The organism is Pseudomonas sp. Leaf58, assembly GCF_003627215.1.
GTDB lineage: Bacteria > Pseudomonadota > Gammaproteobacteria > Pseudomonadales > Pseudomonadaceae > Aquipseudomonas.
The window spans coordinates 397,305-411,660 of sequence record NZ_CP032678.1; the positions used below are offsets into that span (position 1 = coordinate 397,305).

The following is a 14,356-nucleotide window of genomic DNA, read 5'->3' on the forward strand; positions in this document are numbered from 1 at the left end:
GAGAAGGCTCGTTCCGAAGTGGGATAGCTTCAGGATACCTGGGGAGTTAACTCAGGAGGTAGCCTACAGTCCCAAATCCACCTCAAGCAGCGCGGTCATACAGATGGAGCTCTCTTTCAACCATTCTTGCGGGTAACGTCGCACGATTGCTACGGTAACCTTTTCGGATTGATGAGTCAGAAATGCATCAAGGAATGTCCCCACGCGGGCGCGCAACCCGTTGTCTTCACGGATGTAACCCGCTTCTACGGCAAATATAAGGGAATCCATCATCGGCTCCCACGCTTGCTGCATGGCGGGCCTAGTAGCGACTTCTAACAGCGCATCCAGATGGCAGTTGCGCAGCAGACAATAGCTGACTTTCGCATCCAGTGATGCACCCTCTGTTGAAAACAGATCATTGACGGACAACCGGAAGGAGCACTGCAGCTTGAAGTCATAATAAAGCAAATCGCTGCCTCGGGCCTGCAGGGAGAAATCGGAAAAATCCAGGGTGACTCCCGCTGCCTTCATGTCCACCATCTCGCGAAAACTCCACTGCGCCCCAAAATGACTGTTCATCAGTGGCATAATTTGCTTCTGATGGTCGCCCCTGGTCAGCCAGGCAAGCACAGGTTCGGACAACTGTTCTGGTGCCGCCCTCATGGCCCACATTATCAGCGAGGGAAGCGCATCCGGATTGTATTTGAAGATTTCGCTCATCAGTGCGCACAAAAGCGGGGCATCACCCTGTTTGATGAGCAGCTTCCCCAAGGCAATCGCTCGGGAGGACACCGAATCTTTGGGATCAAAAGCGACGGCCTGGTGTGTGGCAACGTTGTCGATCAGTGTCCCCCGCAAGTCCGTTGCTTCATGCAGGCGCATCAGGTCATAAACCCTGGCTAGGCTGACCGGAAAATTCTCGGCCAGCAGCTGAACAAATGGGGCGGAATCGGCTTCGGCGATAATCCCGTCAATTTTCTCGCTAATCGGAGTGAAAGCTGCATAGCGTCCACGCAGGGCGCATTCATGCATGAACTGATGAAGGGCATGCACCGCCTTCTCTGCGCTCAGCAAATCGTCATCTGCCGAGCACTCGGCCAGGCATTCGGCGAGGTACAGAATGTGATTGCTGTGGTTCTGGATGTGGTCGAATTGCATGGTTACAGACTCATGTCGACTTCAAGTTGATGCGTTCGGTACCCTTCGCAGGACAGTTTCATCTCGTCGGGCCAGGATTGTGCCTTGAGGGCCTTGTAGTTTCTGCCGGTGGCATGCCACCAATAATCCAGCAGAAAGCCGATTCGCGTTGGGTCATGAGGAACATTGCAGTCAGTCAGGATTCGCATGCTGTCATCGATGTCCCTGAGCACCCGGTCGGGGAAACTGGCGTGAATTTCAGGGGGTATTGGTGCATCCTCGAAGGCCATGGTGTACATGGTGAGGGCGATAATCTTGCCCGGCTGAAGCTGGCTGGTGTCTCCAGCCTGTTTCCACAGCGCCAGGATTTTTTCATCACTGAGGATGATCCCGGCTTCCAATCTCAGCCTGCAGAGCTCGCCCTGATCCGGGATCTTATCCGAATTGCGAATGATGATCTCCGCGAGCTGGTGCAGTTCAGCGCTGGCCAGACTCAGGCCCACGTCATAGGTGATATCGGACGCACAGGGGACTGAGACTGGGTCTAGATTGATAATGGCCTGCTGGTTGGCTACGGCCCACTGCAGGAACGGTTTCTGTGGCTCGCTGGCGCGCCCGGTGAGTTCGGCGGCTTTTTTCAATGCATCAATGATCACCGCTTGCAGCCCTTGAGGGTGACGGGTCGTCAGCAGCAATTCATCGAGCAGGGGCAGGGCGAATTCAAACTGATCATTTTCTAGCCAGGTAGTGATGATGACATCGATCCCCAGGGCCTTTTTGACCGGATGCATTTCCCAGGGCCTGAATTTCATGAGGTTGTCAAAGACGCATTCGTCGAACACGCAAGCCTTTTTCAGGTGCCGTTTGGCACAGACAATCTCGCAGGCTTCTTGCAGCGACAAGCTCTTGTCACCGATGACTTTGATTTGCAGGGGAGCGTTGCGATCGCCCATGGCGTTGATCTTCGACAGCAACGCTGTGCGATGCTCGACAATCGCCGTGATGTCCCCGTAGAGCATACATTCGATCTGGATCTTGTCCAGCTGCATCAGTTCATTGTCGAGCGTGCGCTCATCGCCAGTCTCGATGGCCCGGATCATCCGCGCCTGACGTTCCAGCAGGTTGGAGTGTGTGGAGAATTCAGTGAGACTCATAGCCCGAGATCCAGTTCTAGTCGGTGTACCTGAAACCAATCCGTTGCCCTGATCCAATCCTCGGGGATTTGAGTGAGTTTGGACAGTCTGGAAAGGTCACGCATGTTTTTGTGCTTTGAATTTTCGATAAGTATGTTGAGGTATTCGCCGACTTTCCCGCCATCGCCAGCTGGCGGAGCGGGTTGGCCATCGATATAGCTTTTGGCGATCTTGAACAGGATTTCATCACGCGCATTGTGTTCGGTGTAGCGGTGAATGAAGGTGCGCGTGTCCAAGTGATTGGACTCAAACAGTGCGTGGGCCAGCGGATTGGCCAGCGACAACTCACCTCTCCACGTCAAGCCCTGCACGAGCTTGACCAAGTCCACCTCATCCAGGTGAGAACAATGAAATTCAACAGTCTCCGGTAGTCCTTGTGGTGGCGCTTGTGTGTATTCAGCACGTCGATTTGACACCCCATACCAATCAGATGGCGCAGTGGGCGCACCATCCTAAGACGCTGGTATCCATGCGCGTAATCCAGGGTCAGGGTGATGTTCGGCAGCTTGAGCGTAGTCAGGACTGTCTCCAGCAGTTGATGGTGCTCCGTGCTGAGCTTCAGCCCAGACGGACACATGCCGATCGAGTGTACCAGGTGCCTGGCCACGCGGTGGAATTCTGCGGTCGTTGGCTCCAAGTTCTGCAGATGCCGGGCCATGTGGCTCGTCACGGCGCCATAGGCAGAACCGTTTGACAGCGCCTGGAGCCGTCTTAGGAGCGTCCGGTAGCCTTGCTCATCCTGCCCGAAGGTCAGGGTAGCGATGTCCAACTTGTGGCTGAAAATGTGCTCATCAATCTCAGGGTGAGCCCCGAGGTGCTTGAACGTCATGTGGTCGTTTTTTGGCAGCAAAGGCAACAGCGGTAACAGGAATGCAGGCGGGCGAAGACCCCAGCCTAAATGCTTGTCTTCGACCGTCGCGATGTTGCGCAGGGCGTCCATCAGGATGGTGTGCTGGGCGGCGAGATCGTCAAACCGGTTGTCTTCGATGCTCTGACGCATGTGCGCCTTGGCGTGCTCGACGCGCTCCAGAAACAGCAGCGCGTCATTGGCCAGCGCCGCCTCGCGAAAGCGCTCGGAAGGCACCAGCGCCTGAGGGTTCACTTTGCAACCTCAATGAAGGTGCCGCAGCTGGCGAACACATCTTTGCCCACACGCGGCACAATGCGTACGGCCTCTGGCTTGATCAGGGATGTCAGCAGGTCGGTGTTGCGGTGAATGACCGCTTCTTCAGGCTCCCGGCCATAGCGGGCGTCATAGGGGTTGTAGCGCACGATGTTGAGGTTGCACTTTAAACCCACTGCGTTGATGGCGTTACCGATGAGTTCCATGTCCTGCTCGGAGTCATTTTCGCCTTCGATGAATGCGAAGTGAATCTTGGGCGTCTTCCCAGTCGCTTCCTGCCAGGCCTTGAGCATCTCCAGACCATGCTCAGCCGAGTGAGCCTTGGCCAGCCAGCGCTTGCGAAACTCCGGCTTCATCGAGTACAGGGAGTAGTAGATCTCCGGATGCACCTCGGGGAAAATGTCCATCAGCGACAGATCGCCCAACGAGCGCGGCAGGATGGTCGAAATCAGGAATTTGGATTTCAGGTTGCGCTCGTCCGCCTGCTGCTTCAGCGCGTTCAGCAGTCGGGCACTGTTTTCGAGGATCAGCGGGTTGTTCAATGCTTCGCCACGGGCCATGAAATTGAAGTGCACCAGCTCGGCTTTTTCGGTCTTGTCGTAATACTCCATGACCAGGGCGGCCTGCTTCATGAAGTCTTCGAAGGTGGCGTTGTCCAGCTTGTTTTGACCACTAGCTGTCAACCAGCAAAATCGGCATGCAGCGGCACAGCCCGATTGACTGGACAAATAGGTGATGAAATAGGCCTGCTCGCGTCGCACATAACGCGCTTCGAACGAGAAGAAATTCGGGGCGCGGTACGTGAAATTCACGGACTGGTCGAGGGCGCTTTTGAGCACTTGAATGTCTTGATTCATAAATCCTCCGGCAATCGTGGCTGTGGCGTTAAAGGCCCAGTTCAGTTTCGAGGCAATCCACATACCATCCTGGTAGTTTAGACGCGACAGGGCCAATGACGGGGTCGCTGCCCATGGCTTTGATCGCTCCTGGTCGCTGAGCCATGAATTCTGCGACCAGGGATTTCAGGTGTTCTCGATTAACCGGGTAGCCTGCTTCGGCGGCACGTCCGGTATCACTCCCGATATTACCACTGATCACCTCTACAAAGGCCTTGTAGTCCTGATCCTCAGCGAATTCCAAGAGGTTTTCCTGAATGGTGGGCGCCGTAGTCATCAGCTGGTAGCCAACCACCACTCGCAATGCCTCCACGGGGTCTCGCCCGAAATTGTATAGCGTAGACCAGTGAGTGAGCATGGGCGCAACGTCAATGCCCATCAGGCGCTCCACATCGATGAGGAACGTGAAGGGATTGCCCCGGTGAAAATACTGAATGTGCTTGTACCCCTGGGACATTAACGGCGCAGCGACCTCAGCGAGGCCGGCACTCGCCATGTTGAGCAAATGCTGGATATGATCGCCGATTCGACTGAAGTGATGGTCGCTGACATCGAAATGACTGAAAAATGCCTCAAAGCGGGATTTTTGCAGAAGTGTGAGCGAGAGTGGTTGATCGAATGCTTCCAGGCCAAAACGCAGCAATGGCTCTCCCACCCAGGGTTGCAAGCCGTCGCCGTAGAAAAACTGAAGCGCCTCCATCAAATCAAGGGCTAGATCGACGCTACCCGCTTCAACTAGTTTTTGCCGGAGGCTGGCGTAGCCACCGCTCAGCATTTCATCCGCCGCGTAGTCTGTGGGCTGACCTTGAATGCTGATGGCTTCGCCGGGCAAGCAACCGTGGATGATGGCGTTGACCAGCAACCTGTCCAGATCAGGATCAATGCCGATAAGGCCTATGGCGTTGTGCATCTCCTGGGGAATACCCGTGAGGCTGACCAGCGTAGTGACTACGGCGACAAGCTCTGCCTGGACGGCAGGATCAATCCAGTCTTTTCGCTTACAGTGCTGCCCCCAGACCCTGCCGAGCACACCATACAGTGACGCAGAACTCGTGCGAATCCACGATCGATTGAGTGGATCCTGTTCGATGAGACGGGCGCCTTCACCTGCAATCTTCAGGAGTCTGCCAACCAGCGTATCTGGAGTCCAGTTGGCTGCTTCGCGCATAGGCAGCAGGTCTGACGCAAGGCTGTCCATCAGGAATTTGAAGGCACGCGCTTCACGCAGTTTTTGAGTCGCGGGACTGGGCACGGTCGGGTCGTCCTGAATTCGATTATTGCCAGTATTGCCTGCTGACAGGCTTGCAGGCAATCCTTTTTGCAGCAATGAGAATCAAAGCCCCAGGTCGGTCTCCAGCTTGTGCACGTAATAGCACGGCAGCGTTCTCACGATCGGGCCAAGATAGGGATCATCGGCCATTTGGTTGATCGCGTTCGGGCGCTGAGCGATGAATTCTGCGAGCAGGTCGTTGAGATGAGTTTCGTTGACCTTGAATTCGGTAGGGTCGAATTTCTCATGCCGTTCATTGGCCACGATTTGCGCGATGATCTTAAAATGCCCGTCATAGGAAAATTGGAGCAGATTTTCCTGGATGGTCGGCTCAGCTGTCAGAAGCTGATAGCCCATGATGGCCTGTAGTGCTTCACGGTCGTTTTCCCCGTTATTGTACGCTTCAGCTATCTTCGCGATTAAGGGCGCCATGCGCAATGTGGTATAGCGCTCAATGGCTGGCAAGAGGGTGATGGCATTGCTGGAGTAAAGGGCGGAAAAATGAGGCAGGGTGCGAACAATCAGTGTCTCGGCTTCTGGCACCAGGCCAGATTTGGCCATGTTGATGAATTCATTGATCGAACCCCCTGAAAAATCGTGCGTGTCGACTACTGGCCATATGGTTCTGAAAAATGTCTCGACCTTCGAGCGCTGAGCATCGCCTAGTGCCACTGGGTTCGTGAACATTTTGATGGCCGACTCAAACAACGCGGCGTCCTGCCATTTCGCTGGCGCGCTTGCATGAAGCAAGCCCATGGTGTCGATCACCTCCATCAGGGGCGCAAGGGCCTTAGCTTCTGCCAGGCGCTGAACCAGATGTTCTGTCTGACGCTGATGGAGCACTTCATCACTTTCGTTCTGGTTATGCTTACCCTGAATGCTCATCCCCTTGGCAGGCAGATGGCGCAAGATCGCCTCGTCGACAATGCTCCGATCTAGATCAGGGGTTAGGCCCAAGAGACCATAATCGTATGTTTCGGCTGGGAGTCCCAACACCTCAACAGCATTTACCATCAGCGCCGCAAACTCGGCTTTTAGGGTTGCATCAACCTCGTCGACTGCACCTGCATAGCGTTGCCACAACCCGGTGATTGCCGCGTAGAAGGGCGCGGAGCAACCTGCCAGCCATGTCCGATCGTATACCTTGGCCTGACAAAGATCAGTTGCGGCCCCCAGGAGATCCATGATCCTGGGCTGCACCCAGCCCCACTCGACGAGATTCAGGCCCTGGCCCTCCTTCAGACCCTGCAAGGTGGCACTGGTGGCTTCCAGCTGAGTGATAAAGCCAATGGCATTCTTCAGGGCGTCTTGTCTGGTGGCTGTCACGGGGCTTTCCTTGTCACTGATGAGCGATGTTTCTGATCCGACCAAAGCCAGGGGCTGGCCTACAGCCCCAGGTCGGACTCCAGACGGTGCGCAAGCCAGCCCGGCGATTGGACTACCACGGCGTGCAGGTTCGGGTCTCTGGCTATGTCATTGATGGCGCTAGGGCGCTGGGCCATGAATTCCGCCACCAATGCCTTGAGATGTTCCTCGTTGATCGGGTATTCGCGGGGATCGATTTCTCGACTGAGGTCGGCGCCCACCATGGCCGAGATGGGCAGATAATCGGCATTGGTTGAAAACCGGATCAGGTTTTCTTCGATGGTGGGGGAGTCGGTTAGCAGCTGGTAGCCCAGGACGATGCGCAGTGGCTGCATATCGCGGTCGGAGGCGTTGTAGAGGTTCGCCCAGTGTCGCACCAGGGGGCGAACGTCAATCGAGGTGTGGCGCTCAATATCGACGAGAAACACCAAGTCTTTCTCAATGGCGAACTGGTTTTTGTGTTCATGAATGGTGCTCAGCAAAGGCTCAACAACATGCTCAAGCCCTGACCTTGCCATGTTGATCAAGTACTCAGAATTGCCACGCACATCATCCAGCCCACGAGTGCGCTGCAGCGTCAGACGCGCAAAATAGTCCGAGAAGAAGTCACGCTGGGCGTCCGTCAGGTCATGCCGGCTGCGAAAAACAGTGATACCGATTTCAAACAGTGCATCGCCACGCCATTTTTCCGGGGCGCTTGCATGTAGAACCGACAGCGCTTCCAGGACTTCCAGTGCCTGGCTTAGGCCCCCTGACTCGGATAGGCGTGAAACCAGGCTGTTGAGTCGGTTGTGGTTGGTGGTCTCCGGGTACTCGTCTTCGTACTGACGATCACTGATGCTGATGCCACACCCCGTCAGGTTGTAGGCAACTATGTGGTCGGTGATTTTTTGGTCAAGGGCGGGCGCAATGCCAATCAGGTTGTGGACGTACAGCGAATCCGGCATGCCCATGACATCGATGGCACAGGAGATGAGTGCTGCGAATTCTGCGGCAAATGCCCGGTCTACGCCGTCCTCCTGCTGCACGTCATATTTGACCCACTGGCTGCCCATGATGGAATAGATCTGCTCAGATTCCCGCGCCACCAGCGACCTATGATTCGGATCGTTTTCGATCAGATCCGTTGCCGAGGTCAACACCTGCATGATGAGGTTCTGCACGCCAGTCCACTTGTCGCCTTCCAAATCCTCGTTTCTATAATTTTCCCAGAGGGCGGCATGTGCATCCGCGACCTGGCTGGAAAATTTCAACGATTGCTTGAATGCTTCAAGGGCCTTGCTTTTCATGGTATCATTCCGTCTCTGATTGCCTCAATTATGACCGGTGCGACAAGAGCATGACAATCAGGAGCACCGTGAACCAGGCGGGTTGGACTACAGGCCGAGGTCGAACTCCAGTAGCTCCCTGGCCACTTCCGGGTGCTCGACAAGGCTGGACGCCAGGAGCAGCTCTTTGGGCAGGTGTTTGGCGAAGAGGGCACCAGCCCGCGCCTGTGTACGCGGATCCGCCTGCATCTGCGCAAACAGATCTTCCAGCAGGGCGGAGCAACGCGTCTTGTCGTAGACGCCCAGCGTCTGCAGTAGATTGGCAGTTTTTGCGATGACTTGGAGTGAAGCTTCAGGGGTGCCGTTGTTGGCCCTCCAATTCGTCCAGGTCGAGACCATGGCTTCGGATAAGTCATAAATCGACAGATGGGGGTTGGCCAGGTACAAGGCCGTGGCAAAGGACTGCTCTTTGTTTCCGGCTCCCTGATCTACCTGGATGCAATAGGCCAAAGCCTCTGAATCAAAGGGAAGGTCACGATCAAGGAGTTTGGTCAGGTGCTCCTGCTCGTTTTCATGGAACTTCTTCAGGTGCTCGCTGCGCAGCAACACCTTGACGAGCTCGGGCACACACAACTCACGCACAGTGGCAATGAGCTCAATGGAGGCTTTGGCCCCACCCCCTGATTCCAGCATGTAATTCAATGTCGAGATGACCAGCTTTTGCTTAGCGCCGAAGGCTGCACGAAACTCCGAGTCGATGGGGCTCAGAGATGGCAAGGCCTTGAACATGGTCTTCACGAACTGCACGCCGACCATTTGAGGGTCGATCAGCTCGAACACACGGGTCACGATACCCTGCGTGATGACAGGGTCATGCTTGACCAGCAACGCGATGATCTCCTCCGGCACCGAGTTGACATCGTCAAATTGCTGAGCCATCCAGCCAGGGTTGATAAAGATCTGCTCCGCCAATTGTCCAGTGCAGGCAGGATACGCCTTCATCACCTGCAGGGTCAGTTGCGCATCCAGAGGCACCTGACCGATGAGCAGGCGCATCGTGGCGTCACTCAAGGATGGCTTGTCCCCATTCCCCTGCTGAATCAGGCGCTGGCGACATTTGAGGTTGATCGACATCAGCGACAGCTGCTTGTCTGCCAGGTGGCGGTGATGGCCTTCGGCACACAGCATCTGCGCATACTGACCATACGTTTTGAACAACCCATCCAGCGCCTGCGTAGCATCCTGGTCGATCGCGGTTTTGATGTCAGCCAGCACCTTGGTCAAGTTGCGCAGTTCTTCGAGCATATGAGGTTCCGGGAGGGTCAGAGGCCAAGGTCGATCTCAAGTACCGAATCGGCGTGGGCGCGGCCATACCGGGTCTTGAGCAGAACGCTGGATTGGATGTTGGTGGTCAGCAGCTTGTGAATGTATCCACGATCCTTGACCCAGACATCTGCAGACAATCCATCGATCAGGTCATCAAGCATCGTGGCCATGCGATTCTCATCCACCAAGTCAAACCTGACCAGCATCTTGTAAGCGCACACCAGCTGTGTAAAGGACGCCTGGGGATCATTAGCCTCCCCGTCCTTGCCATTGGGCCCTTGCCCTACCCAGGCGCGTTTGTAGAGCGACGTGGCCACGGTCGGATCCAGACTGGGATTTCCGGCAAACAGGGTCAGCATGAATGTATGGGTTTCGCCGGGGCAGCGCAGGTAGGAGGCTGCCAGGTCTTCATCGATCTGCAGGGGCTCCCGGATCATCGCCTCCATTTCGTACAGCTCAATGTCGGTAAAGCACTCTGCCGTGAACAGCTCATCCTTCAAACGTTCAGACCCCGTGCGGTAGGCGCCAAGCATGAGCGGGGGCGTTGCGTAGAACCGATTGACGCGAGACAGCTCGACCACCCCCTGACGCAGGTCGTCCTCACGGGCGCACAAGGCCTGCTGGAGTTCCGTCGAGATTTCTTCGCGAGGTAGCCGGCCAACGCAGTACAGCAGGTCATAGGCAAAACCGCCGTCGTTCCAGCCCTGGCCTATCTCGATAACAGCCTGGGTCAGCACACGCCCTGCCTGGCCTTGCGGCTGTTTGGCCAGGTCGCGTATCACGTCAAACACCGCATCTCGACGTTTGGATGCGAGTTGACTGGCCAGTTCGTAGGGGGCACTTAGCAGCGCCTCGCCGACCTGTTGGGTCAGAGCAGGGTAGTGCTGCAGTACAACCTTGGCCAACCCCGTGGTGACGGGGGCCCGCTGGAGGATGACCTCAATCAGCGATGATGGCTCACTCGCGCCATGCCTGCTCAGATGCCGGGCGATCATGTCGGTAACCGTGACCAGGGAGATGGCCTCCTGAAACACGATATGCCCAAGACCCTCTGCCAGCATCGATTGAGCCAAGCGGCTATAATGATCAAAGCGGGTGTGCAGGGTCGCTGGATCTCCAGAGCCGTAGCAATCCACAATCCCCAGGATGGCGTTTTGCAGATCCTGTGTGGTGTATGGCGATTTCATAATCCGAGGTCTCTTCCAAGCATCTGCTCTTGTCGCGAGGGAGTATACGCAAAAAGCTCAGAGGCAATCCCGCAGCGCTCAAAGCGATTGAACTGTTCGGCTTCCTGGTCACCAAACTCCTTGGCCACAGACCACATCAGGTCGACAAAGCGCTGTTGCTTCTTCCTCGGGACAGAGGCGGGTGCAGCGGCCAACGCCCGCGTCATCGCATCCAGGCGGTGATCATAGGATGCCTCAGTGCTGTTGCCAGCGTGGATGAACACCGCTGGAAACCGCTTCAGCGGCAGTCGGTACAAGTAGGCTTTGCATGCAAAATCCAGGAATTCGTTGGTATAACCCCTCACGCTTTTCAACATGGATCGCTCAACCATTTCGGCCAGGTGTTTATCGCTGGCCACCTCCAGCAATTCTTCGAACACGGATGAGTCATATTGCTTTTGGAGCTCTGCGCCGTAGAGGCTGCACCCTACCAGTAGGTCGAAGGGCCCGTTGGCCAGCGGCAGCATGCGCATGATCTGCTCACTGGTTTTGTCGCCGGCTTTCAAGAATACCCCGATTGTCACCAGATGGGCGCTGACGACCTCACAGAGGCCCTGGTTTTCAGGCGTCAGCAGCTCGGCCAGGTGATCAAAATTGCGCAACAGGTACTTCGTGTTGTCGTGCGCCAGCAAGGGGTCTTGCAACAAGTTATGCAATACCTCAGCGCCCTGCACCGAGTCTTGTTGCGCCATTTGATTGAACAAGTCGAACGCCGCAAACCCGGTGTCCATGCTGATGAACCGATTGACGAGATCGCGGGTCGCGTGAATGGGCAGGGCAGGGTTGCTGGTCGACATGAAACTCTCCTTTTATTCAGTGTACGTTATGCCAAGGGGCAGCCTGCAAGGCTTCCCAGCTTAGATCTCCAGTTCGTCTTCCAGCCTGGAAACGGCCATGTGTTCAATTTCCGACAAAATCCAGGCAGGCGATTTCGCGCATGCCAATTTGCGGTCACCTTTACTCCATTGGCCATAATTGGTTTCAATGATCTCGATGATGATTTCCCGTGGCATGGGTGAGCCCTGCTCTGCCGCGCCGATGAGAAACGCCACATCATCCCAACCGAACCTGTATCCGCCCCAAGGACGTGGCCAGTTCTGGGCAATCTCCGGATTGATGGTGATGTCGTGCTTCAAGGCTTGGAGGTAGGTTGTCGCAAATACCAGCGGGGCATCCCGGTAGCGGTAGGCAATAGCCTGGTAGGCCTGATCCATATCCTCGCTCGATATTGGGTAATTGTGGCGCTTTAGCCCCTCCTGAAGACCATCCAGCTTCTTGGCATCCAGGTGCCTTTGCCCCGCCATTCGCCCCATCATGGACACTCGGGCGGCATTGATCTTTATGCCGGCTGTCTCGGCTGTTCTAACTGCATCCAGGAGACGGTTTAGATCCAGCCCCCTCTCCAGCAGAGGATCAATGTCTTGCTCGGTGACCAGTGCATAGCACAGGCGCTCGTAGTCCCCCAGGTTGTACTGCAGGGCCATTGCCCGTGACTGGCCGACGATGTTTTCGAACTGCAGGTAGTCGTACTGACCGCACGACCCGATGGTTTTTTCCAGTGATTTGAGCCCCAGTGTCGTCATGCCGCGCTGGTACATGTTCAGACTTGTGCTAAAGCTTCGATCCTCGGCCAGGTGTTCAGCCCAATCCAGTTCGAGGAAATAGGCCTCCTTGCTCAAGAACCAGTCCATGACGGGCCCCGGCTCGTTGGCCCCAAAGCAGGTGCTCATGGCTCTGCGCATGGGATAGACCCAGTGATCCCAGTAGTCAGCGGTCTCCAGCAGCTTGTCGAGGAAATACAACGACGCGTCATGCTGGTCACTTTTGATCATCTCGCAGAGACCGTCGTCAATGCGGGCATCGTCGTGGTGTAGGCATTGAAGCGGAACAGGTTGTCGATTAGACAGTTGTTCAACTCCGGGGATTTATCGTCGCTCAAGAAACCAAAGATGTTGTCGACGCTGAGCGAAACGTTCTGCGCCAGCGCCATAACCACATCGGCCTCAGCCCCCTCTTTGTACAACTGCTTGTTGAGCTGCGCCATGACCTGCTCGATCACCCAGAACTGCCGGTCTTGGGCAAACTTGTCCAGAGATTGGAGGAGCTCCATCACGTGGTTGACCTGCGACTCGATTGAGTAACCGCCGCGCCCCAGTTGTTTGATAAGGGAGAGTTCGTGGTTGTAGTAATGGGTGTCCATGCTAGAGACCTAATTCGTTGGAGAGTTTGTCGGACAGGAGCTGGTCGCTCAGCTCAAGCAGAAAGGTCGGCGCCTGTTGGCGCAGTTCCTGCTGCTCCCTTTCCGGCCATTTGGGGTAGCGATCACGCATGATTCGCGTGAAGAATCCGTCTGACAGCGGCAATCCCTGTTCACGCGTATTGGCGTACATTATCGCCTGACCAACCTTTGCGGTGGAGGCGGCCTTGTTCAGCCGACTGGCCGCCAATTCGCCGGTCAACGCGTCCTCCAGCTTGATGCGCTCGGCTTTCGCCCAGATAAAGATCGTGCAGAGCTTTTCCAGTTCGACTTTGTCAATATTCCCAATTTTCTCATAAACCGAGCGTACGGTCTGCCTGTCCAGCTTACAACCCATGTCCGTTATCAGCTTACGAAATGGCTTCCACAGCTCGATGAATTCATCCGGCTTGTTGCCCGCGAGGTGCAGCACGAGCTCCTGCAGTCGCTCGTGAACGATCGGCTTCTCTGATTCACGCCAGCCCTGGGCATTCTTCATCAGTCGTTCCAGGCCGTTGTCATTCAGGGTTGCGAGCAGGTCTTCGCACGGGCGGGGCCAGGTGGCAATGAAGTTGATTGTCGGCTCGGCACCGGCTCTCTCCGCTTCAGAAGAAGTAATGCTGCGGTTGAGCATCTTTGCATACAAAACCAGGTCAAAACCATAGACCTGATCCAAGGCGTTGGGCAGCATGCGCAAGCCAAGGTCGACCAGGCCTTTCTCGTGAATGGCAAAAGCCTCCGGTATGAACATGCCGCTGCCCAGGGCGCGGTCGATGTCGCGCTTGAGCACATCCTGTTCGTGCACGACAAACCAGTTGAACAGCTTGGCCAGCTTGTCGCGATAGCAGGCGTGCACCGCCAGGCTGCTCACGCACCAGCCCATAATGGTAGAGTTGCGATCATCGGTGATGATGCCATCCAGGATCAGGATGGCGCCGTCCTCGTTGTCATCCATCCAGCGGTCTTCGAACCACTCACCCAGAGACTCAGTGTCATAGTCATCTTGGTCGACAAGGTTTTTCGCCAGGTTGAGTCTAGCTTGCGGGGCGAGATTGTTTCTGTGCAATAGCGTCATGATCAGCTGGGGATGCAGATCCACCTGATTGGCCAACAGCTCAATGAGGGTATCGTGGTTGTGCTTGCTGTTGAGGCTATCGAATTCCTCTTGAATGGCATTCATGGCGTCGGAAATGATGCGAAAGCGGCGCAGCTGGGCCAGCTCGTCCATTTGCTGAGAAAAATAGGCCATGCAGGTTTCAATTTTCTCACGCCCCTCAAGGCGGAACAGCTCCCGGACAGTCGCAAGGACTTCACTGCGCAGTTGATTGGCCATA

General features: G+C 55.8%; 14 protein-coding genes. All 14 read right to left on the reverse strand.

Annotated elements, in window-relative coordinates; genetic code table 11:
• Positions 1 to 63: 63 nt before the first annotated feature.
• The 14 genes from DV532_RS27380 to DV532_RS27445 all read right to left on the reverse strand — a co-directional run bounded on the left by DV532_RS27380 (position 64) and on the right by DV532_RS27445 (position 14,355).
• The gene (locus tag DV532_RS27380) at positions 64 to 1,140 is read right to left on the reverse strand and encodes a hypothetical protein (RefSeq protein ID WP_056798964.1); all 1,077 of its coding nucleotides are present in this window, start codon (positions 1,138 to 1,140) and stop codon (positions 64 to 66) included.
• Between the two features lie 2 nt (positions 1,141 to 1,142).
• Positions 1,143 to 2,273 (reverse strand): hypothetical protein, encoded by a 1,131-nt coding sequence (locus tag DV532_RS27385; protein ID WP_056798961.1) that lies wholly within the window; start codon positions 2,271 to 2,273, stop codon positions 1,143 to 1,145.
• Positions 2,270 to 2,635, reverse strand: a complete 366-nt coding sequence (locus tag DV532_RS27390; protein ID WP_162949004.1) for a hypothetical protein — start codon at positions 2,633 to 2,635, stop codon at positions 2,270 to 2,272. Before DV532_RS27390 ends, DV532_RS27385 begins: the two co-directional genes overlap by 4 nt.
• Positions 2,611 to 3,414: a hypothetical protein gene (locus DV532_RS27395; RefSeq protein ID WP_120715461.1), complete on the reverse strand. Its 804-nt coding sequence runs from the start codon at positions 3,412 to 3,414 to the stop codon at positions 2,611 to 2,613. The genes DV532_RS27390 and DV532_RS27395 overlap by 25 nt, the downstream gene beginning before the upstream one ends.
• A complete protein-coding gene (locus tag DV532_RS27400; protein WP_056798957.1) occupies positions 3,411 to 4,292 on the reverse strand; it encodes a hypothetical protein in 882 nt (293 codons plus the stop codon). Before DV532_RS27400 ends, DV532_RS27395 begins: the two co-directional genes overlap by 4 nt.
• A gap of 28 nt (positions 4,293 to 4,320) precedes the next feature.
• On the reverse strand, positions 4,321 to 5,658 hold the full coding sequence (locus tag DV532_RS27405) for a hypothetical protein (RefSeq protein ID WP_156675932.1): 1,338 nt from the start codon (positions 5,656 to 5,658) through the stop codon (positions 4,321 to 4,323).
• A gap of 6 nt (positions 5,659 to 5,664) precedes the next feature.
• Positions 5,665 to 6,927, reverse strand: a complete 1,263-nt coding sequence (locus DV532_RS27410; RefSeq protein WP_056798950.1) for a hypothetical protein — start codon at positions 6,925 to 6,927, stop codon at positions 5,665 to 5,667.
• A gap of 59 nt (positions 6,928 to 6,986) precedes the next feature.
• Positions 6,987 to 8,255 (reverse strand): hypothetical protein, encoded by a 1,269-nt coding sequence (locus DV532_RS27415; RefSeq protein ID WP_056798947.1) that lies wholly within the window; start codon positions 8,253 to 8,255, stop codon positions 6,987 to 6,989.
• Positions 8,256 to 8,342: 87 nt separating this feature from the next.
• Complete coding sequence (locus tag DV532_RS27420; protein ID WP_056798944.1) at positions 8,343 to 9,539, reverse strand: hypothetical protein; 1,197 nt, start codon at positions 9,537 to 9,539, stop codon at positions 8,343 to 8,345.
• Between the two features lie 17 nt (positions 9,540 to 9,556).
• Positions 9,557 to 10,747: a hypothetical protein gene (locus tag DV532_RS27425; protein ID WP_056798940.1), complete on the reverse strand. Its 1,191-nt coding sequence runs from the start codon at positions 10,745 to 10,747 to the stop codon at positions 9,557 to 9,559.
• A complete protein-coding gene (locus DV532_RS27430; RefSeq protein ID WP_056798939.1) occupies positions 10,744 to 11,583 on the reverse strand; it encodes a hypothetical protein in 840 nt (279 codons plus the stop codon). The genes DV532_RS27425 and DV532_RS27430 overlap by 4 nt, the downstream gene beginning before the upstream one ends.
• Before the next feature lie 60 nt (positions 11,584 to 11,643).
• Positions 11,644 to 12,618, reverse strand: a complete 975-nt coding sequence (locus tag DV532_RS27435; RefSeq protein ID WP_120715462.1) for a hypothetical protein — start codon at positions 12,616 to 12,618, stop codon at positions 11,644 to 11,646.
• Entirely contained in the window at positions 12,615 to 12,986 is a 372-nt protein-coding gene (locus tag DV532_RS27440; RefSeq protein WP_120715463.1) for a hypothetical protein, read from the reverse strand. Before DV532_RS27440 ends, DV532_RS27435 begins: the two co-directional genes overlap by 4 nt.
• Position 12,987: 1 nt before the next feature.
• A complete protein-coding gene (locus tag DV532_RS27445; protein WP_056798933.1) occupies positions 12,988 to 14,355 on the reverse strand; it encodes a hypothetical protein in 1,368 nt (455 codons plus the stop codon).
• Position 14,356 lies beyond the last annotated feature (1 nt).

Coding starts and splice junctions, on each gene's coding strand:
- DV532_RS27380 (WP_056798964.1), bottom strand. CDS start 1,140: ATGCAATTCGACCACATCCAGAACCACAGCAATCACATTCTGTACCTC.
- DV532_RS27385 (WP_056798961.1), bottom strand. CDS start 2,273: ATGAGTCTCACTGAATTCTCCACACACTCCAACCTGCTGGAACGTCAG.
- DV532_RS27400 (WP_056798957.1), bottom strand. CDS start 4,292: ATGAATCAAGACATTCAAGTGCTCAAAAGCGCCCTCGACCAGTCCGTG.
- DV532_RS27415 (WP_056798947.1), bottom strand. CDS start 8,255: ATGAAAAGCAAGGCCCTTGAAGCATTCAAGCAATCGTTGAAATTTTCC.
- DV532_RS27420 (WP_056798944.1), bottom strand. CDS start 9,539: ATGCTCGAAGAACTGCGCAACTTGACCAAGGTGCTGGCTGACATCAAA.
- DV532_RS27425 (WP_056798940.1), bottom strand. CDS start 10,747: ATGAAATCGCCATACACCACACAGGATCTGCAAAACGCCATCCTGGGG.
- DV532_RS27430 (WP_056798939.1), bottom strand. CDS start 11,583: ATGTCGACCAGCAACCCTGCCCTGCCCATTCACGCGACCCGCGATCTC.
- DV532_RS27435 (WP_120715462.1), bottom strand. CDS start 12,618: ATGATCAAAAGTGACCAGCATGACGCGTCGTTGTATTTCCTCGACAAG.
- DV532_RS27440 (WP_120715463.1), bottom strand. CDS start 12,986: ATGGACACCCATTACTACAACCACGAACTCTCCCTTATCAAACAACTG.
- DV532_RS27445 (WP_056798933.1), bottom strand. CDS start 14,355: ATGGCCAATCAACTGCGCAGTGAAGTCCTTGCGACTGTCCGGGAGCTG.